At 47.9% G+C, this 24,483-nt stretch carries 29 protein-coding genes; 16 read left to right on the top strand and 13 right to left on the bottom strand.

The window, feature by feature from the left end; all coding sequences use genetic code 11:
* Positions 1-22 precede the first annotated feature (22 nt).
* On the top strand, positions 23-661 hold the full coding sequence (locus tag ABV409_RS12170) for a DUF1684 domain-containing protein (protein WP_353877866.1): 639 nt from the start codon (positions 23-25) through the stop codon (positions 659-661).
* 59 nt (positions 662-720) lie between these two features.
* On the opposite strand, the gene ABV409_RS12165 is transcribed toward ABV409_RS12170, so the two are convergent.
* The 4 genes from ABV409_RS12165 to crcB all read right to left on the bottom strand — a co-directional run bounded on the left by ABV409_RS12165 (position 721) and on the right by crcB (position 4,130).
* Positions 721-1,779 (bottom strand): porin, encoded by a 1,059-nt coding sequence (locus tag ABV409_RS12165; RefSeq protein WP_353877865.1) that lies wholly within the window; start codon positions 1,777-1,779, stop codon positions 721-723.
* A 122-nt stretch (positions 1,780-1,901) separates the two neighbouring features.
* A complete protein-coding gene (locus tag ABV409_RS12160) occupies positions 1,902-3,140 on the bottom strand; it encodes an ammonium transporter (RefSeq protein WP_353877864.1) in 1,239 nt (412 codons plus the stop codon).
* A 26-nt stretch (positions 3,141-3,166) separates the two neighbouring features.
* Positions 3,167-3,505, bottom strand: a complete 339-nt coding sequence (locus ABV409_RS12155; protein ID WP_353877863.1) for a P-II family nitrogen regulator — start codon at positions 3,503-3,505, stop codon at positions 3,167-3,169.
* A 250-nt stretch (positions 3,506-3,755) separates the two neighbouring features.
* Complete coding sequence (gene crcB, locus ABV409_RS12150) at positions 3,756-4,130, bottom strand: fluoride efflux transporter CrcB (protein WP_353877862.1); 375 nt, start codon at positions 4,128-4,130, stop codon at positions 3,756-3,758.
* A gap of 529 nt (positions 4,131-4,659) precedes the next feature.
* Between crcB and ABV409_RS12145 the strand changes: the two genes are divergently transcribed.
* Entirely contained in the window at positions 4,660-5,046 is a 387-nt protein-coding gene (locus tag ABV409_RS12145; RefSeq protein WP_353877861.1) for a pyrophosphohydrolase domain-containing protein, read from the top strand.
* Between the two features lie 16 nt (positions 5,047-5,062).
* On the opposite strand, the gene ABV409_RS12140 is transcribed toward ABV409_RS12145, so the two are convergent.
* Positions 5,063-6,130, bottom strand: a complete 1,068-nt coding sequence (locus ABV409_RS12140; protein WP_353877860.1) for a branched-chain amino acid aminotransferase — start codon at positions 6,128-6,130, stop codon at positions 5,063-5,065.
* A 104-nt stretch (positions 6,131-6,234) separates the two neighbouring features.
* Between ABV409_RS12140 and ABV409_RS12135 the strand changes: the two genes are divergently transcribed.
* The 10 genes from ABV409_RS12135 (at position 6,235) to ABV409_RS12090 (ending at position 15,781) form a co-directional block, all read left to right on the top strand.
* Complete coding sequence (locus tag ABV409_RS12135) at positions 6,235-6,720, top strand: DUF4920 domain-containing protein (RefSeq protein WP_353877859.1); 486 nt, start codon at positions 6,235-6,237, stop codon at positions 6,718-6,720.
* The gene (gene mnmC2 / locus ABV409_RS12130) at positions 6,717-7,376 is read left to right on the top strand and encodes a tRNA (5-methylaminomethyl-2-thiouridine)(34)-methyltransferase MnmC2 (RefSeq protein ID WP_353877858.1); all 660 of its coding nucleotides are present in this window, start codon (positions 6,717-6,719) and stop codon (positions 7,374-7,376) included. The genes ABV409_RS12135 and mnmC2 overlap by 4 nt, the downstream gene beginning before the upstream one ends.
* A gap of 140 nt (positions 7,377-7,516) precedes the next feature.
* Positions 7,517-8,482, top strand: coding sequence for a TIGR01777 family oxidoreductase (locus tag ABV409_RS12125; RefSeq protein ID WP_353877857.1), 966 nt, complete (start codon positions 7,517-7,519; stop codon positions 8,480-8,482).
* A 132-nt stretch (positions 8,483-8,614) separates the two neighbouring features.
* The gene (locus tag ABV409_RS12120; protein WP_353877856.1) at positions 8,615-9,184 is read left to right on the top strand and encodes a nucleotide exchange factor GrpE; all 570 of its coding nucleotides are present in this window, start codon (positions 8,615-8,617) and stop codon (positions 9,182-9,184) included.
* A gap of 8 nt (positions 9,185-9,192) precedes the next feature.
* Complete coding sequence (gene dnaJ / locus ABV409_RS12115; protein WP_353877855.1) at positions 9,193-10,302, top strand: molecular chaperone DnaJ; 1,110 nt, start codon at positions 9,193-9,195, stop codon at positions 10,300-10,302.
* 236 nt (positions 10,303-10,538) lie between these two features.
* Positions 10,539-11,471, top strand: a complete 933-nt coding sequence (locus tag ABV409_RS12110; protein WP_353877854.1) for an ABC transporter ATP-binding protein — start codon at positions 10,539-10,541, stop codon at positions 11,469-11,471.
* Positions 11,468-12,808 carry an ABC transporter permease gene (locus ABV409_RS12105; protein ID WP_353877853.1) on the top strand — a complete coding sequence of 447 codons (1,341 nt, stop codon included), beginning with the start codon at positions 11,468-11,470 and terminating at the stop codon, positions 12,806-12,808. Before ABV409_RS12110 ends, ABV409_RS12105 begins: the two co-directional genes overlap by 4 nt.
* 3 nt (positions 12,809-12,811) lie before the next feature.
* Positions 12,812-13,717 (top strand): mechanosensitive ion channel family protein, encoded by a 906-nt coding sequence (locus ABV409_RS12100; RefSeq protein ID WP_353877852.1) that lies wholly within the window; start codon positions 12,812-12,814, stop codon positions 13,715-13,717.
* Positions 13,718-13,722: 5 nt separating this feature from the next.
* On the top strand, positions 13,723-14,604 hold the full coding sequence (locus ABV409_RS12095; protein ID WP_353877851.1) for a DUF6268 family outer membrane beta-barrel protein: 882 nt from the start codon (positions 13,723-13,725) through the stop codon (positions 14,602-14,604).
* A 13-nt stretch (positions 14,605-14,617) separates the two neighbouring features.
* Positions 14,618-15,781, top strand: a complete 1,164-nt coding sequence (locus tag ABV409_RS12090; protein ID WP_353877850.1) for a sigma-54-dependent transcriptional regulator — start codon at positions 14,618-14,620, stop codon at positions 15,779-15,781.
* Here the strand turns inward: ABV409_RS12090 and ABV409_RS12085 are convergent, their stop codons facing one another.
* The gene (locus tag ABV409_RS12085; protein WP_353877849.1) at positions 15,782-16,495 is read right to left on the bottom strand and encodes a hypothetical protein; all 714 of its coding nucleotides are present in this window, start codon (positions 16,493-16,495) and stop codon (positions 15,782-15,784) included.
* Positions 16,496-16,665: 170 nt separating this feature from the next.
* On the opposite strand from ABV409_RS12085, the gene ABV409_RS12080 reads away from it, so the two are divergent.
* Together ABV409_RS12080 and ABV409_RS12075 are read left to right on the top strand one after the other, a co-directional pair.
* Positions 16,666-17,550 (top strand): PPK2 family polyphosphate kinase, encoded by an 885-nt coding sequence (locus ABV409_RS12080; protein WP_353877848.1) that lies wholly within the window; start codon positions 16,666-16,668, stop codon positions 17,548-17,550.
* Positions 17,547-18,944 carry a M20/M25/M40 family metallo-hydrolase gene (locus tag ABV409_RS12075; protein ID WP_353877847.1) on the top strand — a complete coding sequence of 466 codons (1,398 nt, stop codon included), beginning with the start codon at positions 17,547-17,549 and terminating at the stop codon, positions 18,942-18,944. Before ABV409_RS12080 ends, ABV409_RS12075 begins: the two co-directional genes overlap by 4 nt.
* Here ABV409_RS12075 and ABV409_RS12070 read toward each other — a convergent pair.
* From ABV409_RS12070 to ABV409_RS12060, 3 genes are all read right to left on the bottom strand, one after another.
* The gene (locus tag ABV409_RS12070; protein ID WP_353877846.1) at positions 18,941-19,462 is read right to left on the bottom strand and encodes a hypothetical protein; all 522 of its coding nucleotides are present in this window, start codon (positions 19,460-19,462) and stop codon (positions 18,941-18,943) included. The genes ABV409_RS12075 and ABV409_RS12070 overlap by 4 nt on opposite strands.
* Before the next feature lie 114 nt (positions 19,463-19,576).
* Positions 19,577-20,107, bottom strand: coding sequence for a GNAT family N-acetyltransferase (locus tag ABV409_RS12065; RefSeq protein WP_353877845.1), 531 nt, complete (start codon positions 20,105-20,107; stop codon positions 19,577-19,579).
* Complete coding sequence (locus ABV409_RS12060) at positions 20,104-20,676, bottom strand: sugar O-acetyltransferase (protein WP_353877844.1); 573 nt, start codon at positions 20,674-20,676, stop codon at positions 20,104-20,106. The genes ABV409_RS12065 and ABV409_RS12060 overlap by 4 nt, the downstream gene beginning before the upstream one ends.
* A gap of 197 nt (positions 20,677-20,873) precedes the next feature.
* On the opposite strand from ABV409_RS12060, the gene ABV409_RS12055 reads away from it, so the two are divergent.
* On the top strand, positions 20,874-21,806 hold the full coding sequence (locus ABV409_RS12055) for a peptidylprolyl isomerase (RefSeq protein ID WP_353877843.1): 933 nt from the start codon (positions 20,874-20,876) through the stop codon (positions 21,804-21,806).
* 366 nt (positions 21,807-22,172) lie between these two features.
* Here ABV409_RS12055 and ABV409_RS12050 read toward each other — a convergent pair whose 3' ends face one another.
* Positions 22,173-22,364 (bottom strand): cold-shock protein, encoded by a 192-nt coding sequence (locus tag ABV409_RS12050; protein ID WP_353877842.1) that lies wholly within the window; start codon positions 22,362-22,364, stop codon positions 22,173-22,175.
* 112 nt (positions 22,365-22,476) lie between these two features.
* On the opposite strand from ABV409_RS12050, the gene ABV409_RS12045 reads away from it, so the two are divergent.
* Positions 22,477-23,019, top strand: a complete 543-nt coding sequence (locus ABV409_RS12045; RefSeq protein WP_353877841.1) for a YfiT family bacillithiol transferase — start codon at positions 22,477-22,479, stop codon at positions 23,017-23,019.
* Here the strand turns inward: ABV409_RS12045 and ABV409_RS12040 are convergent, their stop codons facing one another.
* From ABV409_RS12040 to ABV409_RS12030, 3 genes are read right to left on the bottom strand one after another with little or no spacing between them, the layout of a single operon-like run.
* Positions 23,020-23,541 carry a GNAT family N-acetyltransferase gene (locus tag ABV409_RS12040; protein ID WP_353877840.1) on the bottom strand — a complete coding sequence of 174 codons (522 nt, stop codon included), beginning with the start codon at positions 23,539-23,541 and terminating at the stop codon, positions 23,020-23,022.
* Positions 23,542-23,545: 4 nt separating this feature from the next.
* On the bottom strand, positions 23,546-23,866 hold the full coding sequence (locus tag ABV409_RS12035) for a cupin domain-containing protein (RefSeq protein ID WP_353877839.1): 321 nt from the start codon (positions 23,864-23,866) through the stop codon (positions 23,546-23,548).
* Between the two features lie 16 nt (positions 23,867-23,882).
* Positions 23,883-24,443, bottom strand: coding sequence for a thioredoxin family protein (locus ABV409_RS12030; RefSeq protein WP_353877838.1), 561 nt, complete (start codon positions 24,441-24,443; stop codon positions 23,883-23,885).
* Positions 24,444-24,483: the final 40 nt, after the last annotated feature.

Genomic DNA, 24,483 nt, shown 5'->3' with positions numbered 1-24,483 from the left:
GCTTTTGGTCGTATTTTTGAGCATGCGGAAAAAGCTTCTCTTTTTGGTCGTGGTTTTGATTTTGGGATGCAAACAGCCCAAACGCTATCATGAAGCGGTCGTTGAACCCCAAGGTGTTCCTGAAAAAATCAAGGCGATTTTACAGCATCGAAAAGACCTGAATGCCGAGTTTTCCGATCCTGAAGCATCCCCGCTGCCCGATCGATACCGCAAGGATTTCATAGGGCTCGATTTCTTTGAACCGGATACCACTTATGTGGTCGAGGCGCGGTTCGAACGTACCCCTGATGCCCAACCTTTTTTCTTGGCGACCAATACCGACCGCAAGACCGAGGAAGTGGTCTTTGGTGTCGCCTATTTCGAGTTGAACGGGGCATCCCATCAATTGGAGGTATACCGCAGTTTGGATTTGATCGGGGAGGAGGGTTATGAAGACTACCTTTTTCTTCCCTTTGCCGATGACACCAATGGGGAAAGTACTTATGGCGGTGGGCGCTATATCGATTTGACCATTCCCGAAGGGGAGGTTTTGGTCATTGATTTCAACTTGGCGTACAATCCGTATTGCGTTTACAATAAAAAATACTCCTGCCCCTTAGTGCCAAGGCAAAATTATTTGAAAACTAAGGTGAAGGCAGGAGTAAAGGACTTTAAAAAATAGCAAATCCCCCAACGTAAATCAGGGGATCCGCCATTTGAGTCAGCATTAAAGTGGTTTCTTTAATCGAAAGAGTATACCGCCGCCACCAAGAAGGAGGCAAGACTTGATGTTGGATCCAAATCGTTGTCGATAAAGGCATCTTCCGAAGCACTATCCAATCGGATTTCCGGAATGATCGTCAAATCACCTACCGTTGCGTTTCCGGTCAAGGTCAAGGCCAAGACGCTGGCATCCCCATCGGCATCGACGGCACCGATGGCACCGAATGAATCGGTTTCGGTGAAGTACTCAGCACGCAGTCCGATCGTAAAGTTTTCCGAAGTTTTGTATTGTGGGTACAATGCGGCACCGGCAAAGCTTCCGCCATCGTCCTCAAGGCTAAAGTAGGCTGCGTTGATTCCCAAAAAGAAGTCGTCCGAAAGATCGAACCCACCCGTGTAGTCGATTTCGAATCCACCCTGGCTATACAAAAGGTTCAAGAATTGACCCGAATACCCCAATTGGGCCCCAACGGCATAGTCACCGGTTGGGTTGAACTCGGTGATGTCGGTCGGGTTCATCACGGCCAACATGGCACTCCACTCGTTACCCAGGTCAAAATCCGCTTTCAAGCCGGTATGGCTGAAGGGTCCGTAAGAGAACAAGTAGCTGGTACTGTAGTTGAAATTTCCAGCAGGGGAGATGACCTCGTATCCTAAGAAAGTGTTGAAATTCCCCAAGGTCAAGGTCACCGATTCACTGACGTTCCAATAAGCATACAGCTGGTTGATGATGTCACCGGTCGCCGAGTAAAGTGGTGAGGCGAAAATCGCATCGGTTCCCCTTGGGCCGAAAACAAGATCGGCAACGAAACCTACTTTCTCACCTTCATAACTGGCGATGACGTTGGCCATACCCAAAGAAAATCCGGGTAGGTTGGCAAAGGAAGAGCCAGGGGCAATGGCATCCTCATCGTTCGGGGCGGTCAAGTTCGCACGGTAGTAGACATCTACGGTACCGCTGATATCGAATTTGCTTTTTTCTTCTTCCTCTTCTTGGGCCATCAATGGTGCGGCCATCAAAGCAAGGGCGAAAATTCCTAAATTTTTTATGTACTTTGTATTGATAATCGTTTTCATATTTCAAAAGGTTATGACCCCTATCCAAAGGGTGTCGTTTATTGATTAATTGAATGTTTAAAAGTGGAAAAGGTTATTTAACGGAGCGTTCTGCCAAACGCTCCGTTTCCTTTATATGGATTTTAGTGTTGGTTCATCCTGAAATCGGCATAGGCATCCATACCGTGTTCGTGTAGATCGAGCCCTTCCAATTCTTCCTTTTCCGAAACGCGGAGTCCGGAAACTTTTTTAATGGTGAACAGGATGATGAACGCCGTGAGCGAACAAAACGCTGCAGCGGCCCCTACACCTGCCAATTGGATCAAGAATTGGTCAAAGCTTGCCATGGCTCCGAAGATCCCGACGGCCAATGTTCCCCAGATACCACAGATCAAGTGAACGGCAACGGCACCTACAGGGTCATCAAGTTTCAATTTATCGATCAAGGCCACACCCAATACGATGATGACCCCAGCCAGTAAACCGATGATGACGGCTTCGTTCGGTGACATTTGATCGGCACCTGCGGTGATTCCGACTAGGCCTCCCAATATACCATTCAAGAACATGGTCAAGTCGTAATTTTTATACATCAAGGTCGACGTCAAGAATGCGGCAACACCTCCGGCAGCGGCTGCCAATGAAGTGGTGACCAAGACCAAAGAGGTCAGTTCCGGATCGGCCGAAAGCACGGAGCCGCCATTAAATCCGAACCATCCCAACCAAAGGATCAGTACCCCTGCCGCGGTCAGTGGTAGGTTGTGACCGGGAATCGCCTTGGGTTTTCCATCCTCACCGAATTTACCGATACGGGCACCCAAAAGGTAGATGGCGATCAATGCCCCCCATCCTCCAACGGAGTGTACCAATGTCGAACCTGCGAAGTCGTAGAATCCAAGACCATCTAACCATCCGCCACCCCATTTCCAGGCGCCGACGATTGGATAGACCAATCCGACATAAACGATGGTGAAGATCATGAACCCTCCCAATTTGATACGTTCCGCAACGGCACCCGATACGATCGTGGCCGCTGTAGCGGCGAACATCCCTTGAAATAGGAAATCCGTCCACCAAGTGTATCCGCCGTCGGCATAGTCAGGGGTCATGCCCCCTTCAGGCGCGGCGATACCGAATCCGGCGAATTTCAAGAACCCACCGTCCCCATCTTCAAAGCCTGGGTACATGAGGTTGAATCCGCCAATGTAGTAGAGCAAAAGACCTACACATATAATGAATACATTCTTGAACAGAATGTTGACTGTATTTTTCTGTCTGGTCAACCCGATCTCCAAAAAGGAAAATCCGAGGTGCATGAAGAACACCAAACCGGTGCACACCATCATCCAAACATTGTTCGCTGTAAATAATCCTGCTTCCATATTTCTATTCTTAAGTTGGTTGGTTTTTAGTTAATTGCGTCTGAACCGCTTTCTTTGGTGCGAATACGATAGGTTTCCTGTACATCGGAAACGAAGATCTTTCCGTCACCGACATTTCCTGTGGCCGCAGACCCTAGAAGGGTTTCTATGGTCTTATCCAAAAAACTATCGGATACCACAATGACCAAATACCTTCTTTGGATATCGGTCGTACTGTACGAAATGCCACGGTAAACGTGCCCTTGTTTCTCATTGCCAACTCCGGTCACATCCCAGTAACTGAAGAAGTTGACCTCAATTTCGTGAAGTGCTTTTTTCACTTCATCGAATTTTGATTTTCGAATGATTGCCTCGACTTTTTTCATAATTGAATTTGTTAGTTAACGGCCAAATATATATCAATTTGAAGTTGAGGGTATCAGAAAAAATAGGGTGGATCGTCATTTTTATCAGTTTAAAAAAAATACCCCCTATTGTTTAGGGGGTATTATTATTTTGTTAAATAAAAATGAAGAATTCTCAATGTTCAACAATAAAACGAGAATTTACATTGTTGATTTTATAACAATTAACACATTTTAAGAAAAATAATGCAACAATTTATGGAAAAGCCAATCAAGACAGCATTTTGGCCAGCCATAGGCCTAAGGCCACACAGGCAATACCGACAATGATGCTGGCCCCAAGATAAAGGGCAAGTTGTACGAACTGTCCTGATTGTAAGAGGGAATGTTTTTCGAAAGCGAAGGCAGAAAAAGTAGTGAAGCCGCCGCAGAATCCCGTAGCCAAAAGTAGTGATTGGTCATTCGAAAGTACCTGTTGTTTGATACTTAGCCCCAAAATGACACCGATAAGCAAACTGCCTAGGATATTGGAAGCGAAGGTACCTAAGAAAAAATTTTGGATTAGGGGGTTGAAAGCCTTGGTCAGGTAGAATCGCAGTACGCTTCCTGCGCCACCACCTAAAAAAACGAGCAAAGCCTGTTTCATACCTTAAAGGTACGTACTAAACGGCTTTTTTGTACTCCGTATTCGAATATTCCTGGGGGAACAGCTGTGGAATCGTCGGGTCGGAGATTTTCCTGTTTGATTTTTTCATCTTTTCAGATGCTCCGTTAACGCTAAAAATCAGCAACATAGCGTTGAGAACAAGCAAAGAGATGAAAATGGTTAAGAGTGTTGTCATTGTTTATTTACTGTCCGCTACAAAAGTACGTCTTTTCCTATATTACGCGAACGAATGTTGCTAAATGCCGGATTTTTGTGGTGTAAGTAAATAATCTGTTAATTTTTGAGAAAGTATTTAATTCCGAAGAGGAATATTAAGAAAACCATAAAGATGAGTAACACCCAAGTCGCTCCCCGGTAATTGGCCAGATGTAGTTTCTTATCCTTGCGATATTGTAAGAAGATCACAATGGTGAAGGTGATAATGAAAAGTGCCGCAAAAATCAATTGTCCGGTGGATAACATCTTGGATTTCCTATTTTTATGCAAAGCTAAAGTAATTGTCATTTTAATGGAAAATAAATTGAAGGCGGTCGAGCTGTTCCACAATGCGTTCGGCCTAGGCGTAAACCAAACCCCTGTTGCGGATCTCGGTAAGGAAAAGAACACCTTGCGATTCAATCTTATGGATGAGGAGAACAAGGAATATTTCGAAGCTGCCAGTACCGGGGATCTGGTCGAAGTCGCTGACGCCTTGGGCGATATGCTCTATATTCTATGCGGTACCATACTCGAGCATGGCATGCAATATAAAATCGAAGAGGTTTTCGAAGAGATCCAACGCAGTAACATGAGCAAATTAGGGGGCGACGGCAAACCGATTTACCGTGAAGATGGCAAAGTCCTGAAAGGACCCAACTATTTCAAACCGGATATCGCCACGATCTTGGGGCAATGATCCACAACGATTTGGACTAGTCGACCTTGAATCGCCAACCGTATTTGTCTTCGACACGGTTGTATTGGATGTCCGTAATCCGTTGTTTTAAGAAACTGGCATATGAATTTTCGAGTTCAGGCAATTCATAGTCCGTTCCCTGATACCCAAATGCGGCGATCGGTGAGACCACTGCAGCGGTTCCTGCCCCGAAAAGTTCTTTCAAGCTACCGTTGTTCGCAGCCGCTACGATTTCACTTACACTGATTTTTCGGACTTCGGTGGTGATGCCTTCATCTTCGGCGATTTGCAAAATGCTTTTTCGGGTAATACCATCCAAAATCCTGTCATTGGTAGGGGCGGTGATCAGGGTGTCCCCGATACGTACGAAAATGTTCATGGCACCGGCCTCCTCAATGTATTCATGGGCATTATCGTCGGTCCAAATGACCTGGTGATAGCCTTTTTCAACGGCGAGCTGTGTCGGGTAAAACTGCCCGGCATAATTTCCACCGGCCTTGGCGTATCCGACGCCGCCATTGGCAGAACGCGAATATTTTTGTTCGATAAGTACTTTGACTTTCCCTGAAAAATAGGCGCCTGACGGGGCACAGGCGATGATGAACTTATAGGCATCGGCAGGTGACGCGTGGAACCCGTTTCCGGATGCCAATATGAACGGACGGATGTACAATGAGCTCCCAGGGGTGTTGGGTATCCAGTCGTTTTCCAACTTCAATAGCGCGACCAGACCATCCATAAAGTACGATTCCGGCAGTTCCGGGATCGCCAAGCGTTTGGCCGAGATGTTGAGCCGTTTTTGGTTGTCGAGTGGCCTGAATAACCATGCTTGGCCGTCGGCATCCTTGTAGGCCTTCATCCCTTCGAAAATCGACTGTCCGTAGTGAAAGATCTTTGCCGAAGGCTCCAGTACCAAAGGTTGATAAGGGACGATCTTGGGGCGTTCCCATTGGCCGTTTTTGTAATCACAAACAAGCATGTGGTCGGTGAATACGCTGCCGAAAGCCAGGTTGTCAAAATCGACCTCCTTGATTTTCGTATTTTCCGATCGCTCGATAACGATGTCTTTCACTTGTACTTCCATATCGTTAAATTTCGAAATAAAAGTAGCTAATTCCCCAGAGTTTTGCTCGATTTGTTAATTTTAAATCCATGTTACTGTTAACGAAAATCCCTTTTTTTGGTACTATGAAAACTTTTAACATTTTAGTTGCCATATTCGCAAGTTTGCTGGCCACCTCGGCCATGGCGCAATCAAGCTCCGACAGCAATGAAACCGCTGAATTCGGAACCGTATTCGAACGTGACGCCACAGCGGCAAATGGGCATTTGGCCTATGCCGATATCAAAGGCGGGACCCGCCTATCCACACAGCTGACAGGTACGGTCACTTCGGTATGTCAGGCGAAAGGGTGTTGGATGGAGGTAGCCCTGCCCAATGGGGAAACCGTGATGGTCAAGTTCAAGGATTATGGGTTTTTCGTTCCGACCGATTCCGCAGGAAAGGAAGTGCTCGTCAACGGTATGGCCTTCGTAGAGGAAATGGATGTCGAAGAACAACGGCATTACGCTAGTGATGCAGGCGCTTCCAAGGCCGATATCGCCAAGATAACCACCCCAAAACGCACCTTGCGTTTCGAAGCGAGTGGGGTGCAGATCCAACAACGACCTTGAAGCGAAAAATCGTCAAGACGGCCGACGGTTCGCATACCATCCACCTTGAGGATTGGGACGAACACTACCATTCAAAGCACGGGGCGATACAAGAGGCCTATCACGTTTTTATCAAGAACGGATTGGATCATTGCCAACAAAAGTCGCTTTCCATTCTAGAAATGGGCTTTGGTACCGGACTCAACACCTTCATTACCTACCTCGAAGCGCAAAAGCGCGGTTTGACCATCGATTATGTGGGCATCGAGGCCTTTCCGGTGCGACATGCCGAAATCAAGGTGCTGAACTACGTCGCACAATTACAGGCAGAGGCACATGCGGCTGATTTTGAGTTGATCCACGAAGCAACCTGGGGGCGCAAAGAGGCCATCCGACCCGATTTTGAACTCACCAAGCGAAAACAGCTCTTCGATGAGCTGGCTGACCGTGATTTGTTTAACCTGATCTATTTCGATGCCTTCGGGCCTCGGGTGCAACCCGAGTTGTGGACCGAAAAGCAATTCCAAAAAATGCATACAGCCTTGAAATCAGGTGGTGTATTGGTTACCTATTCCGCCAAGGGCAGTGTCAGACGGGCGATGCAAGCGGTCGGATTTACGGTTGAACGACTGCCCGGACCTCCGGGGAAACGCGAGATGTTGCGGGCAACTAAGTAGGGAATTACGGACCTCCTTTTCGAATATTTTACAACTACGTACCATAGCTGATCTTATTAAGGTTGAACAATTGTGTTAAACCTTTTTTAAGCTCTCTTTATCAGTATTTTAAAGCCGTATTTTTGTTTAAAATTGGAAGTATGCGGGTGTTGGTTACCGGTGCCACTGGTTTAGTGGGTAAGGCGTTGGTCAAAGAATTGCATCGAATGGACATTGCGGTCAGTTACCTGACCACCAATCGAGACAAACTGGAAGATGGGGCGAACTACCAAGGGTTCTATTGGAATCCGAAGGAAGGCCAGATCGATACGGCTTGTTTCGAAGGGGTAGGAGCGGTCATTAATTTGGCCGGGGCTACGATTTCGAAGCGATGGAGCGACAGCTACAAAAAAACGGTGCTTGAAAGTAGGATCGACAGCATCAATACCTTGCACAAAGGGATGGTCGAATTTGGGCCCGATGCGATACAGCAGCTCATCTCCGCTTCGGCAATCGGTAGGTATCCCTATTCTTTGACCGAACTCTACGAAGAAGATGAAAAGGCCGTTGACGATAGCTTTCTCGGTGAAGTCGTCGCTCAATGGGAAGAAGCTTTGGATATCTTCAAACCCTTAAACTGTACCGTAGCCAAAATCAGGATCGGCATCGTTCTGTCAACCGATGGGGGTGCTTTACCGCAGATGATCGCCCCGATAAAAATGGGTATGGGGGCTGCTTTCGGCTCGGGACTACAATGGCAATCTTGGATACACATCGATGATTTGGCCAAACTCTTCACCTTCGTGCTAACCGAAAAATTGAAAGGGGTCTACAATGCCGTTGCCCCAAATCCGGTCACGAACAAAAAGTTGACCCGGCAGCTTGCCAAAACCTTACGAATGCCACTGTTCTTACCAAACATCCCAAAATTCGTCATGTCGGCCACCCTTGGTGAAATGGCCTACTTGTTGTTCGCTAGTCAGCGCGTGAGCAGCAAACGTATCGAAAAGAAAGGATTTGTCTTCAGCTACCCGAATATCGATATGGCCGTAGCCCAACTATTAAAACCTGATGCGGTCAGCCCCGAACCAAATTCTTCGGCTACTGCCCAAAAGAAATACGCTTAAACGAATCCGTCTCCTAAGCCGTTCTTGACCGTAAGGCGTACATTTTCAACAAATATTAATGACATTTTGACATTTTTGTGCAATTGGCAGTACTTTTGCCTGCTTTAGAGCGAAACAAATTAGGAAACGACAATGAGCAAAAAGAGTAAGGTTCAAGACCCGGAGGCTGAAACGATTCAAGATGGTGAGGTGATCGATGAAACCCCAGAACAAGGGATTGCCGGTGATACGGCCATCGAAGAACCCGAAATATCGGAAGAAGAGCGTTTAACTGAGGAATTAGCCAAGGAGAAGGACAAGTTCTTGCGTTTGTTCGCTGAATTTGAAAATTTCAAAAAGCGGACTTCGAAAGAACGGATCGAGATGTTCAAAACCGCCGGTCAGGAGGTCATTCAATCCCTTTTGCCGATTCTGGATGATTTCGATCGCGCGTTAAAGGAAATTTCCAAGGCCGAAGACAACGAACTGTTCAAAGGAGTCGGCTTGATCAATAATAAGTTGCGGGAAACCCTCAAAAGCAAAGGCTTGGAAGAGGTTGAGGTAGCCCAAGGCGATACGTTCGATGCCGAGGTGCACGATGCCATCACCCAAATTCCCGCTCCTGACAAGAAATTGAAAGGAAAGATCATCGATGTGGTCGAAAAAGGATTCAAACTCGGAGATAAGATCATCAGACACCCTAAAGTGGTGGTCGGTAACTGATAGCGGATATGAAAGAGGATTACTACGACATATTAGGACTTTCGAAAGGCGCGTCTGCTGCTGAGATCAAAAAGGCGTATCGCAAGAAGGCCATTGAGTTCCATCCCGATAAGAACCCTGGCGATGCCAAGGCCGAGGAGATGTTCAAGAAGGCGGCCGAAGCCTATGAGGTGTTGAGTGACCCCGATAAAAAAGCCAAATACGATCAGTTCGGTCATGCGGCTTTCGAAGGAGGTGGTTTCGGTGGAGGCGGGATGAACATGGATGATATTTTCAGCCAATTCGGCGATATCTTCGGAAGTGCCTTCGGGGGCGGTTTCGGTGGTTTCGGCGGCTTCGGGGGTCAGCGAAGGGTGAAAGGCAGCAACCTTCGGATCCGTGTAAAGCTGAACCTCGAGGAAGTGGCCAACGGCGTTGAGAAAAAAGTCAAGGTACGGCGTAAAGTCCAAGCCGAAGGCGTGACCTACGCTACCTGTCCGACGTGTAACGGTACCGGTCAAGTCACCAAGATCACCAATACCATTTTAGGCCGTATGCAAACTGCGGCCACCTGTACCACCTGTGGCGGTGCGGGCAAGGTCATTGAAAACCGGCCCAAAGATGCCGATGCACAAGGACTCAAGCTTGTTGAAGAAACGGTATCCATCAAAATACCTTCCGGTGTTGAAGAAGGGATGCAATTGAAAGTATCGGGCAAAGGAAACGGAGCACCCGGTGACGGCATTCCCGGAGATCTCTTAGTCGCCATTGAGACCTTGGAGCATGAAACGTTGAAGCGCGAAGGCGATAACCTGCATTATGACCTATACATCAGTCTTTCCGAAGCCGTTTTGGGCAGTTCGCGTGAAATCGACACCGTCGGTGGGAAAGTCAGGATCAAATTGGAAGCCGGCATCCAATCCGGAAAGATCCTGCGATTACGCGGTAAAGGCATTTCCAGTTTGAACGGTTATGGCAGTGGGGATCTGTTGGTACATGTCAATGTTTGGACCCCAAAGGAATTGAGCCGTGAGCAAAAGGAATTTTTCGAGCGCATGCGAAACGATGATAATTTTGCCCCGCGACCCGAAAAATCGGATAAATCATTTTTTGAAAAAGTGAAGGACATGTTTTCGTGAATCGGCCCGATAATAAGGCCGAAACCGCGAAAATGTGAAGGTTAAACAAAATATCCCGTTTGTTTAAGGAAAAAACGTATATTTGACTTTGATACTGTCTGACAGTATCTAATTTTCTTTTTCATAGCAATTTTTTTCCCATCCTTGACGCAAGTCGGGGGTGGGTTTTGTCTTTTAGGGCAAACCCCAATGAAGAAGGGCATTTTGAGATTGTTATCTTTGCAAAAATTTGTTGAATGGACCACATTCTTGTTGCTGAAAATGTTTCCAAACATTTTGGAGACCATGCTGCCCTGAGCAACATTAGCCTTGAAATCCCCGAAAACTGCATCTACGGTCTGTTAGGCCCTAACGGGGCAGGAAAAACCACCCTTATCCGTATCATCAACCAGATTACCTTTCCCGATCATGGAAAGTTGTACTTCAATGGCAGGCCATTGGCCCCTGAGGATGTCTACGCGATAGGATACCTGCCTGAAGAAAGGGGATTGTACAAAAGCATGAAGGTTGGGGAACAGGCGTTGTATCTGGCCCAATTGAAAGGGCTTTCACGTTTTGAAGCCAAACGTCGCCTAAAATACTGGTTCGACAAGTTCGAGATCGGGGATTGGTGGAACAAGAAGATCCAAGAGCTATCCAAAGGGATGGCCCAAAAAATCCAATTCATCGTAACCATTTTACATGAACCCAAACTGCTTATTTTCGATGAACCTTTTAGTGGGTTCGATCCCATCAACGCCAACAGGATCAAAGACGAGATCCTTGAACTGAAGGAGAAAGGCACTTCGATCATTTTTTCAACCCACCGCATGGAGTCCGTCGAGGAACTTTGTGAATACATCGCCTTGATCCATCAGTCCAAAAAGCTGTTGGAAGGCAAACTTTCCAAAATAAAGAAGGAGTACAAAAACAATATTTTTCAAATCGGGGTAAACGTCAATGGCAATTCGGAACAGTTGCTTCAGGGGCTGAATTCGAACTTCCAAGTGTTGACTTCCTCCTACGACGAAGAAGAACACCAACTCGACTTTTCAGTACGATTGCAATCGGAAGGAACTGGTGAATTGCTTGGCTATTTGGCCGAAAGATCCAACATCAACCACTTTGAGGAGACCGTACCATCGGCCAATGATATTTTTATTCAAACCGTGCAATCGAAGCAGTCATGAGCAAATTGAAGTTGATCATTCGAAGGGAGTATTTGGCCAAGGTGCGTAACCGTTCTTTTGTCATTATGACCTTTCTCAGTCCGATTCTCATGGTGGTCATGATCATTCTGATCGCCTACCTGACCAAGATGAACGACAATGAAAGCCATGTCGTTGCCATCCATAATGAAAGCGGGTATTTCGGAAGGGCCTTCAATCCGTCCGAATCGATTTCCTTCTTGGATCTGGAAGGCATGTCATTGCAGGAGGCCAAAGATTCCACCTTGGCCATGGGGTACTATGGATTGCTGTATATACCCGAAGGTGAAGATCTCGAGACCGTAGCCGAGCATAGTATTTTTTATTCGGAAGACAGTCCGGCCAGCGAGGTGTTGAACAGACTCGAACGGGTGTTCCAGAATAATTTACGGGCCTCCCGGCTACAAAATTTGGGGGTGTCGAATGACGACTTTACCAATATCGAACGCGGGTATGCCATCAAAACGACCACTTTTGATGGTGAAAAGACCCTGAAGGACCTCAATATCATCAGGGCCATGGTCGGAGGGGCTTTCGGGTACCTCATCATGATGTTCATTATCATCTATGGGGGCTTTGTAATGCGCAGTGTCATTGAAGAAAAGACGACGCGGATCATCGAGGTCATCATCTCTTCGGTCAAACCTTTTCAGCTCATGTTGGGCAAGATCATCGGAACCTCTTTGGCCGGTATTACCCAATTCAGTATCTGGATCGTATCGGCTTTGATTTTGTTGGTTTTGGCGTTGATGTTCTTTGGTATCGATCCAGCCATCTTGGTCGACCGATCAGACATCAGGGCAATGACCGCTGGAGCGGCGAAGGATCTATCGCCCGAGACTTTTGAGCAGATCAAATCGATCGGGCGGGAAGTATTGCGTATTCCGTGGGTGACCCTGATCAGTTCGTTTTTGGTCTATTTTATCCTAGGGTATTTGATTTACAGTTCGATCTATGCGGCCATCGGGGCTGCCGTAGACAACGAAACCGACACCCAGCAGTTCATATTCCCCATCATCTTACCTTTGATATTGGCGATTTATGTTGGGTTTTTCTCCGTGTTCAACAATCCACATGGTCCGATTGCGGTCGGCTTTTCATTGTTTCCCTTGACATCACCGATCGTGATGTTGATGCGACTGCCCGGGGGTATCGGTGAAGGCGGTGTTCCATTTTGGCAACTGGCGACCAGTATCCTCCTATTGATCACCACTTTTTTGGGTATCGTTTGGCTTGCGGCCAAGATCTACCGGGTCGGTATTTTGACCTATGGCAAAAAACCCAGTTATCGCGAATTGGCAAAATGGCTTAAATATTGAGGCATGGTTCAGCAAGATGGTAGTGAATTGAAAGACATCATTGAAGAAGACGTATGGGGCTCCATCAAGGAGTTTTTGAATTGGGGCCTGCACTTAGGAGAGGGTGAGCATTCGATCCATGTGACCATCGGTCTTTTGCTTTTGGTAGGGGCCGCGTTCTTCGCGACCAGTGTCGTTATGAAGCTGTTGCGCAACCTCTTGACCCGAAAAATGCAGCTCGAAGACCGTCAGAAGTTCTTTAGCATATTCAAGTTCATCAAATACGTGGTCTACCTTATCGTGATTTTGGCGACCATGAGTGCGGCCGGTATCAATGTTACGGTGATCCTTACGGCTTCGGCCGCCTTGTTCGTCGGTTTGGGATTGGCCCTACAGGAGTTGTTCCAAGACATCATCGCCGGTATACTGATCATGATCGATAAGTCACTGAGTGTCGGTGATATCGTAGAGGTCGACGGGAAAGTAGGCAAGGTATTCGAGATCAAGCTCAGAACGACCCGGGCGATTACACGTGATGACAAAGTGCTGGTCATTCCGAACCACAAGTTTATCAGCGATGTGATTTTCAATTACACCCAAAACCATCGCATTACCAGGGAACAGGTTCGCGTAGGCGTCGCCTATGGGAGTGACACTGCCATGGTTACTGAGTTGCTTTTGGAATTGGCAGGTGAGCACAACGGTATTCTCAAAAACCCGAAGCCCTTCGTCCTTTTTGAGGATTTCGGTGATTCGGCGCTACTGTTCTCCTTGAATTTTTTCTTGAAAGACAGTTTCAACGATCCCCGGATTAAAAGCGATCTTCGCTACCGTATCGATACTAAATTCAAGGAACACGACGTTACCATTCCGTTCCCACAGCGTGAAGTGCACCTTTTTCAACGGCCGCCTTCGAATAAAAACGATTAGACCCTATGTTTCGACTATCCGTTTCCTCTTTTTGCTTGTTGGTGATTTTACTCACCCTTGCATCGGGCCATGCCCAGAGTACGGATATCCTTCGTGTGGAGTATCTGCGGATCCCTGAAAACGATACTGGGATCGAGACTTCGCGCTATCGCTTTGCCTTGAACCTGCCGATCAAGGTGGGATGGGACAAATACCTGGTCGCCGGAGCTGAGTACAACCGTTTGGATGTCGGGTTCTCGCAAACCCTGCCTTTTGATTCCAGTGAATTGAACCGCTTGCATATCGTCGACCTTAATGTGGGCTATATCACCAAATGGAATGACAATTGGAGGCTCATCGGTATCATTACCCCGAGATTCGCATCCAATTTCACCGATGGGGTGGTTACCGAAGATTTTTTCTTCAATGCCACGGCCACCTTTTTGAAAGAGAAAAGTGATGTGCCCAAGCCCTTCCGGATCGTATTGGGACTTTCCTACAATAGTACCACGGGTTTACCGGTACCGCTGCCCTTGGTCAGTTATTACAAAAGGTTCCATCCGAAATGGTCGTACACGATCGGTATCCCGAGGTCGAACTTCAAATTCCATCCCACCGATAAACATACCTTTCAATTCCTTTTGGCCCTTGATGGATATTTTATCAATATCCAGAACGATGTCTTGCTTCCCGATAACCAGTTGGGTTCGAAGATTTCGCTATCCGCTTTGGTCGGTTCGTTGGGTTATCAATACAACTTCACCAAAAGGACCTCTTTTTACGCCATGGTCGGTCGATCGATCGAACAGACCGGCAATTTAAGGGATAACAAACGTCGTGAGGTTTTGCTATTGAATGATGAAGCAAATGTTTACATTAGGACTGGATTTAAAATTTCAATTTTTTAACACATAAACGGGGATGTCAAGAATTTTGGTTATCGAAGATGAGGCCGCCATACGCCGGGTGCTCGTCAAAATATTGAGTGAGGAAAGCGACACCTATGAGGTTTTCGAAGCGGAAGACGGATTAAAGGGGCTGGAGACCATCAAAAAGGAAGATTTCGATTTGGTATTGTGTGATATCAAAATGCCTAAAATGGACGGGGTCGAAGTACTGGAAGCGTCGCGCAAGATCAAACCGGAAATCCCGTTTATCATGATTTCGGGCCACGGCGATCTTGATACCGCTGTCAATACCATGCGCCTTGGTGCCTTCGACTACATTTCGAAACCGCCGGATCTGAACCGCTTGTTGACCACGGTTCGCAATGCGTTGGATCGAAAGGAATTGGTCGTCGAGAACAAGATTCTGAAAAAGAAGGTCAGCAAGAACTATGAAATGATCGGTGAAAGTGAAGCGCTGGAAGTGATCAAGGATATGATCGAAAAGGTCGCCCCTACCGACGCCAGGGTATTGATTACGGGGTCGAACGGTACGGGTAAGGAATTGGTCGCCCATTGGATCCATCAGAAAAGCCAACGGTCGGCGGCACCTTTTATCGAGGTGAACTGCGCCGCCATCCCTTCCGAATTGATCGAAAGTGAATTGTTCGGTCATGTCAAAGGGGCCTTTACATCAGCGGTCAAAGATCGGGCCGGTAAATTCGAAGCCGCCAACAAAGGGACCATTTTTTTGGATGAGATCGGTGATATGAGCCTGTCTGCCCAAGCCAAAGTATTGCGGGCTTTACAAGAAAACAAGATATCCCGGGTCGGTACCGATAAAGACATCAAAGTCGATGTTCGGGTTGTGGCAGCGACCAATAAGGATTTGAAAAAGGAAATCGCCGATGGCAAGTTCAGGGAAGACCTCTACCATCGCTTGGCGGTGATACTCATCAAGGTACCGGCCTTGAACGACCGCAGGAACGACATTCCGTTATTGATCGCCCACTTTGCCGAGAAAATCGCCCATGAACAGGGTACGGCGGCGAAGGCGTTTTCAAAAAAGGCGGTCGAGCAGCTACAGGGCTATGATTGGACCGGAAATATCAGGGAATTGCGCAATGTGGTCGAACGCCGCATTATTTTGGGAGGCAAAGAGGTCACCGAGAAGGACGTGGCCCTTTTTGCGAGTAAGTGATTACTTGGTCTTACAGGTATTCAGTTCCAAAAGCCCTTCGTAGGCGATTTTCTTGATTTCACTATGATAATACCGTTGGGCTTCCGATAAAGTCTCCTTGGCCAATTCAGCATCTGACTTGGTCACGATCTTGCTGATGAAGTTGAAGGCATCTTCACAATCGACATAGGCCACAACTTGATCCAATGAAGTTTGGAAGCGTTCAAGACTGTCCTCGATTTTCAAGCGGGCCTTATCGCTTTCAGGAACGATGATGCCCCCTTGTTCACTGATGGTCCCTTTGGTGTTCATGACCAAAAGTTCATCGCTATACGCACTGCGGTTTATTTTTTCGAAAGCATCGAGTTCGGCCCGGCTTATTTTCGAACTGTTCATGGCAATGGTCAGAAATGCCTTAGCGTCTGCCAAGGTATTCGCTTTCACGGCCTCCTTTAGGTTTTCTTCGGCTATGGTGAAACTGCGCATGGCCTCTTCACAGGCGCAATCCTCAAAATTCTCTTTGGTCTTCGAGACCGACTTCAAGGCCTTGAAGCCATGGTATTTTGCCATTTGTAAGGTAGTAGCACCGAGGGCGAGGCCGGTCTGTTCGACGACGAGCCCCGTATTTTGATTGGCGAACTTACAAGCGTTGTAATTTCCAAAGGATGAGAAGAGCAGCAAACAGAGCGCACCTTTGGCCATAGCAACGTACAGTATGCGTTTTAAGTAGGTCATTTTTGGGTCAATTCGGTCTTTTAAAGGTACGATAGGGGGCGCTTTGTAGTCAAATTCCTTCGCCGAATGGCGCATTTTGCTCCATGAAATGAAAAAAAGTGGATTCCGATCGACGAAATGCACCACCTTCGATTTCGCGGATATACCAAGTATTTACGTATTTTCAGGCTATGGATACCATAGAAAACAGCACTTACCAGGCCACCGGATCGATTTCGTTATCTGAACGAGCGACATATTCGGATCTCGGGGCCTCAGAAAAAGAACTTAAAAAAGAACTCGAATCGCTACGTGAGGATCTCGGCAAATTCCAAGATACCCTTTATGCCCATGGGAAATACGGGGTGTTGGTCTGTTTGCAAGGGATGGATACCGCAGGAAAAGACAGCCTGATCCGCGAGGTGTTTAAGGATTTCAATGTACGCGGTGTGGTCGTGCATAGTTTCAAGGTGCCCAGTTCCAAAGAGCGCAGCCATGATTATATCTGGCGTCATTACATCGCCCTGCCCGAACGCGGCAAGTTCTCCGTATTCAACCGCACCCACTATGAAAACGTCTTGGTGACCAAAGTGCACCCGAGCTATATCTTAGGGGAGAACATCCCGGGTATCGACAGTGTCGCCGATATCGATGCTGAATTTTGGGAGAAGCGCTACCGACAGATCAACGATTTTGAACGGCATATCGCCGAAAACGGCACCCTGGTCTTCAAGTTTTTCCTGCACCTTTCAAAAGAAGAACAACGCCAGCGGTTGTTGCGTCGGCTGCGACTTAAGGAAAAGAATTGGAAATTCTCGCCCGGCGATTTGAAAGAGCGCAAATTATGGGACCAATACCAAGAGTGCTACGAAGAAGCCATCAATAAGACTTCCAAAGCCCATGCCCCTTGGTTCGTGATTCCGGCTGACAATAAAAAAGCGGCCCGGGTTATCGTCGCAAGCATTCTGTTGCAAGCGTTAAAAAAATACAAAGATGTGGTAGAACCCGAGCTCGATGATGAAATAAAGGCTAATTTAGAAAGCTTTAGAAACGAACTCGAAAAAGAACACGAATGAGATCACTCCTCCTCATGACCCTGTTATTGGTCGCTCCATTGACCGTTGCACAAACCGAAGATGAGCAACAGTTGAAAGCCATTTTCGATATGTCGTTGACCGACGGCAAGGCCTACGATTGGTTGAACTATTTATCGAACCAAATCGGCGGCCGACTTTCCGGATCGGTACAAGCGGCACAGGCCGTTGATTATACGCGGACCCAACTGGAGATGTTGGGTCTCGATCGCGTCTGGTTACAACCGGTTATGGTGCCCAAATGGGTGCGGGGTACCCCTGAATTCGCGTATATCGAAACGGCGCCTGGAATTACGACCAACGTGCCGATCTGTGCCTTAGGGGGGTCGGTGGCGACACCTGACGGGGGCTTGAAGGCCCAGGTGATCGAAGTGAATGGGGTCGAGGAACTCGAAGCCCTAGGCCGTGAAAAAATAGAAGGGAAGATCGTCTTTTATAACCGCCCGATGGACCCGACCCTGATCAGTACCTTCCAATCCTATTCCGGATGCGTCGATCAGCGGTATTCCGGGGCCGCCGAAGCGGGCAAATACGGGGCGGCCGGGGTGATCGTACGAAGTGTGAACCTCCGCTTGGACGATTATCCGCATACCGGTTCGATGAGCTATGGCGACACCCCTGTTTCCGATCGTATCCCGGCGGCGGCAATCAGCACCAAAGGGGCGGAGTTGCTCAGTACGACCTTGAAACTTTCACCCGAGATCAAGTTTTTTTTCCGACAGAACTGCAAGCAGTTTCCTGATGTCGAGTCCTACAACGTAATCGGTGAAATTCGCGGTAGCGAATTCCCAAACGAAATCATGGTCGTCGGCGGTCATCTCGATTCTTGGGACCTCGGTGACGGATCTCATGACGATGGGGCCGGCGTCGTACAGAGCATGGATGTGTTGCGACTGATCAAAGCCAGTGGCTACACCCCTAAGCGAACCATACGGGTGGTGTTGTTCATGAATGAGGAAAACGGGCTACGCGGTGGCAATAAATACGCTGAAGTGGCCAAGCAAAAGAACGAAGACCATGTCTTCGCCCTTGAAAGTGATGCCGGAGGGTTTACCCCAAGGGGATTCTCCTTCGATTGTGACGATGCCAATTACGAAAGGATCCGCTCGTGGATTCCCCTGTTCGAACCATATTTGATCCATCTGTTCGTCAAAGGGGGAAGTGGGGCCGATATCGGACCGCTGAAAGATGAAAATTTGGTTTTGGCCGGTCTTCGACCGGATTCGCAGCGATATTTCGACCACCATCATGCTGAGAACGACACTTTTGAGCATGTCAATAGAAGGGAATTGGAATTGGGGGCGGCCACCATGGCCAGCTTGGTGTACCTTGTCGATAAATACGGTACCGTGCGACCGAATAAGGTGAAGGGTTAGTCCTCCTTCCCGCTTGCTTTTTCCCGTGCCTGAAACAAACGGATCGCTTCGAGGTAGTTTTTCGCGCCGGTTTCCGTTTGATCGATGATGAATCCGTCCAATTCCGGATGGTGCGCGTCCATCCAATCCAAAAACGCCTTACGGTTCCGGCTAAAAACGACATCGTCGAATTGCAGGTAAGTGACAATGGCCACACTACGGATTTTTCCGTCCTTGAAATCCAAACGCTCTTTGGTGATGCTGGGACCTTCGAGTAAAAAATCAAGTCGGGTATCCGTCTTCTTGATTTCGGCAACAACGGTTTGGTCCGCTATGGCAAGGGAAAGGATTTCATAATTGGGGTCAAAAGCGGCATCCCATCGTAGGAAGACCTCAAAACCCGCTTTGGAGTATTCCATGACATACTCCCCTTCTTTCGAGATGATACTGTCTCCGATCAGGCGATCCAAGGCCTGGTAATCGTGTTCGTTTAGGGTTTGGTAGTAGGCACGGGCCTGTTGCAAGCGTTGCTGCTTCACATCTTGATGGCATGAAGTGATTCCCCCCCAAATAAAAAGGAGGCAAACTACGATAGAAATGGATCGGTTATAACGCATGGCTTTTCAAAAATACAGGCAATTTATAAAACAGGGTCAGCCGACGGGTATGTCACTTGTAAAAAGCAGTAATTCGTCCTTTTCGACCGGATGCAGAACGGTTCCGTTAGGATGGAGTCCCAATTTGGTCAATACTTGTTTGGAACCGTGGTTGGTGGCCGTGGTAATCGCCAGGATTGTTGTAAAACCAAGTTGTTCCCGACCATAGGCCATCATAGATCGGCCTGCTTCGGTGGTATAGCCCTGTCCTTCGAATTCGGGTGAGATGGCGAAACCGATATCAGGATGCTCCAAATAATCGCGTTGTAAAAAACCACAGAGTCCGATAGGCGTCTGGCCGGTCTTTTCGATCATAAGGTAGAGACCGAATCCCAAGTCGGTATAGGAAGCGATCAGCTGATTGTCGATATAGGCCTTGGCGTCCGATAAGGTGCGAATACCGCGGTCGCCTATGTATTCCAACCAGTTGGCACTGTTCAGTAGCTCAAAGATAAAGTCGGTATCGGCGGCGACGGCTTCCCGAATATACAGTCGCGGTGTTTCTAATTTCCAATCTTGGCCCATCATAAGGTCTTCACGATTTTACACGGGCTACCCACGGCCAAAACATTGCTGGGGAGGTCTTTCGTCACGACACTTCCGGCACCGATGGTCACATTATCACCAATAGTAACCCCGGGGCAGATCACCGAATTTCCACCTACCCATACGTTGTCACCCAAGACCACAGGACGTGCCGAGGTCACATAGTGGGTGCGATCAGCGGTCTGTACGATGCGTTCTTCGGCCTTCAACGGGTGGTTGGCCGTGTAAATCTGTACATATGGTGCCAGAAGACCGTTTTTTCCTATGGAAATGGTATGGTTGTCCAAGAGCATGCAATTGACGTTGATGAAGGTATTGTCACCGATGCTAATGTTCGATCCGTAATCACAAAAGAAAGGGGTTTCGATCCAAACACCGTTTCCTTGATGGGCGAACAGATCGTTGAACAAGGCATGTCGTTCCTCAATGGCCGTCGATTCAAGTTGGTTCAATTGCTTGAGAAGGGCGCGTGCCCGATGGTACTGATCAAGCAACTCGGGATCCCTTGAATCGTAAGGGAGGCCTGAAAGCATTTTTTCCTTTTCGGTCATAACATCGGTGTTTCGGTCGCACGAACGGCTTCCGTAACGATAAGATACGACACCTGGTCGAAATGGCATGTAAAAATGGAAACATCCGGTGTAGCACCCCTTAATTGAAAACCCGATCGCCCCAATATCGAAAGGAGGGATCCATAGCGGTGATATGCTAAGAAACACCTACCTTTGCGGCCTTAAATCAGTATATTATGCAAGAGGGTATTTACGCGAAATTCAATACCACCAAAGGGGAAATCTTGGTCAAATTGACCCATGACAAGACACCGGGAACGGTCGGCAATTTCGTCTCCTTGGCCGAAGGGAATATGGAGAACGATGCCAAGCCGCAAGGCAAGCCGTATTATGACGGTTTGAAGTTCCATCGTGTCATCCCCGATTTCATGATCCAGGGCGGATGCCCGCAAGGAACGGGTACCGGAAGCCCGGGATACCAATTCGATGACGAGTTCCACGATGATTTGGTGCACGATGCCCCTGGGGTACTGTCGATGGCCAATGCGGGACCGGGTACCAATGGAAGCCAATTTTTCATCACCCATGTACCCACACCATGGTTGGATGGCAAGCATACCGTTTTCGGTCATGTTGCCGCAGGCCAAGAAGTCGTCGACGCGATCGCCCAAGGCGATGGTATCGAAAGCCTTGAGATCGTTCGGGTAGGTGACGCTGCGGAACAGTGGAATGCCATCGAGGCTTTTCGGGTTTTCGAAGGGGCACGTGAAAAGCGCATCGCCGAACAAAAGGCCAAGGCCGAAGCGGAACTTGATAAGGTAGCAGCCGGATTCGACAAGACCGAATCGGGCCTACGCTATAAAATGATCAACAAAGGGTCTGGTGCCCAAGCCGAGAAGGGCAAGACCGTTTCGGTACATTACGAAGGCAGCCTTACGAACGGACAAGTATTCGATTCGTCTTTCAAAAGAAACCAACCCATAGATTTTACCTTGGGTATCGGTCAGGTCATTGCCGGATGGGATGAAGGTATCGGGTTGTTGAAAGTAGGGGATAAGGCGCGTTTCGTCATTCCCTCGCATTTGGGCTATGGTAGTCGTGGTGCCGGAGGTGTGATTCCACCGGATGCGACCTTGGTTTTCGACGTTGAACTTATGGACGTCAAATAAGGACGGCTATCCGTATACAATCGAAAAGCTCCTCTCGTAGGGGCTTTTTTATTTAGCCCTATTGACGCTGGTCAGCAACAAAGCCAGGTTCAGCACCAACAGGAATAGTAAAATGGAAAAAAATGTATTCATCGGTTATGGTCATTTCGCGTGTTCAGCGCTTTTCTGTATAACAAACCAACGGATGAAAACCCTACTTTAGTATACTGTTAAAGTTACAACAGCGGGTATTCGAGGTCTAGGTTTGCTTTAGGTCGTTATTCGTAAGACCCCGAAAACGCAAAAAAGTTGCCGAAACCGATCAATAGTTATCAACAAAAAAACCCTGATGTGAAATCAGGGTTTTTCTATGCTGGAAAAGCGAACTTATAAGACGCGTACGTTCACGGCGTTCATTCCTTTTTTTCCTTGCTGCAATTCGAATTCAACAACATCACCTTCACGAATCTCATCAATCAAGCCGGAAAAATGGACAAAGTGATCTGTGTTTGAACCATCTTCAGTGATAAATCCATATCCTTTGGAATCATTGAAGAATTTTACTGTTCCTTTACTCATGTTATATTTTTATGTGAAGCGCGAAAGTACTCGTAATTCGTGTGTCTTTGGATGTTTTTTCATCTTATTTTTGAATTAACTTGAATTTGGATAGTATTTAAACACCATTTTTATGACTCCTGAACAACTTGAACAGCTTCGATACCCCATTGGTAAATTTGAAGTTCCCACCTCCATTTCAGACGTGCAACTGCAAGAATGGATCACCATCTTAGAACACTTGCCCGAACGCTTCGAGGCCATGGTCACTTCACTCAGTGAAGACCAGTTGGAAACACCCTACCGCCCTGGAGGCTGGACGGTACGGCAGGTCATCCACCACGTTTCCGATAGCCACCATCATAGCTATATCCGCTTCAAATGGGGCTTGACCGAAGACAATCCCACCATCAAACCTTATTTGGAAAAAGAATGGGCCAAGCTCTTCGATACCCGAACGGCACCCATTGCCCTCTCGTTGGCCCATCTAAAGGCGGTTCATGCGAAATTGGTGTATTTGTTGAAAGGCCTCTCTCGGGAAGATCTCGAGCGTAAGTTTACCCATCCTGAGGGCAATGAAGAAACTACCTTAGCGGTGAATGTCGGCCGCTATGCCTGGCATGGCGGTCATCATTTTGCGCATATTGCCAACTTGATCGAGCGGGAGGGCTGGTGATCATAGGGGCTTGCCCATGACCCACATGGCTTTTTCCACCTCCAAAATACCGTGCAGCCTGACTTCCGACTCGGCAAGGATCTTGAAGCCATTTTTTTGATAAAAACCCAGCGCGGGCCCTTTCTGCATACACAGCAACCAAAGGTAGGTCCGCTTATGTTTTTGGGCGAACTGGGTCACGAAGGCCAAAGCGTCAGATCCAATACCCCGACCGGCAAACGCCTTGACGAGGTAGATCTTATTGAGTAACACATTGGATTTGGGCAAGGCGAAGCGTGCCCCGGCATCCAAGGTGAGTTTTAAGATGCCTACGGCTTGCCCATCAGCGCGGATGATGAACAGTGATTGTCGGGCGTCCTTTAATGCCTTGAGCACCGGGGCTTCGGTCAGGTTTTCTTCGAAAAAGGCCGAGGCATCGCCCTGGTTCCAAAGATGGAGGTAATGGTCGTTGTACGCCTGAAGCCCGACCTTGAGGTAGGTCGGTAGGTTCGAAAGGGTCAAGGGGTGGTAAGCAATTTCCATGCACTTAGGCCTTTTCCCCACCCTGTGGTCCGTAGAAGAAGACCCAGGTGGCAAAGTCCGCACTGAATTCGATGAAACGATGTTCCCTTCCAGCCGGAACGAACAAAAAATCCCCGGTCTTGAAGGTGACGGTCTCCGTTCCATTTTGAAAATGTCCCGATCCCGAGATGATCACATAAATCTCATCACGATCATGGGGTTGTTGCAGGTCGGCCCCTTCGGGACGATAGACTTCGACCGAAAGGGATCCGTGTTCGAATAAGTTCAAAAAGGGGCTATCGACCTGGTTCAAGGCCTGTAGTGCTTTTTCGGAATCTAGTTTCATGGGTGTTTTTTTCGGCCTAGGCCGTTTTCCATTTGATGTTGCAACCGATGCTAGGCTTTTGATCGACTGTTTGGTCTTTGCCGTCAAGCAAGGCATCCATGGCCTCGCGAAGGTCGTCACCGCTTAAAGGGATGCCATTTCCAGGTCGCGAATCGTCCAATTGCCCGCGGTATACCAAAGCATCTTGGGCATCGAATAGGTAGAAATCGGGGGTGCAGGCAGCATCATAGGCCTTGGCCGTTTCTTGGCTTTCGTCATAGAGGTAAGGAAAGGTATAGCCTTCCATCTGTGCCGTTTTGGTCATTAAGTGCGGTGCATCTTGGGGGTAATTCTCCACATCATTGCTCGAAATCGCGATAAAACCGATCCCTTTTTCCTGATACTGTCGCCCTAACTCGGCCAATTGCGGATTGACATGTACCACAAAGGGACAATGATTGCAAATGAACATGATCACCGTGCCTTTCCGTCCTTTCATTTCCGAGAGTCCCAGGGTCTGGCCACTAACAGTGTCGAATAGCGAAAAATCAGGGGCTTTGGTGCCCAAGGGAAGCATGTTGCTAGGTGTACGTGCCATGGGTTTCGATTTAAGCTTTAAAATTAGGGCAAAATATTCA

Source organism: Flagellimonas algarum (assembly GCF_040513375.1).
Classification (GTDB): Bacteria; Bacteroidota; Bacteroidia; order Flavobacteriales; family Flavobacteriaceae; genus Flagellimonas_B; species Flagellimonas_B algarum.
Note: the sequence above shows the minus strand (reverse complement) of the source record. Positions and strands in the feature narration are given on the sequence as shown.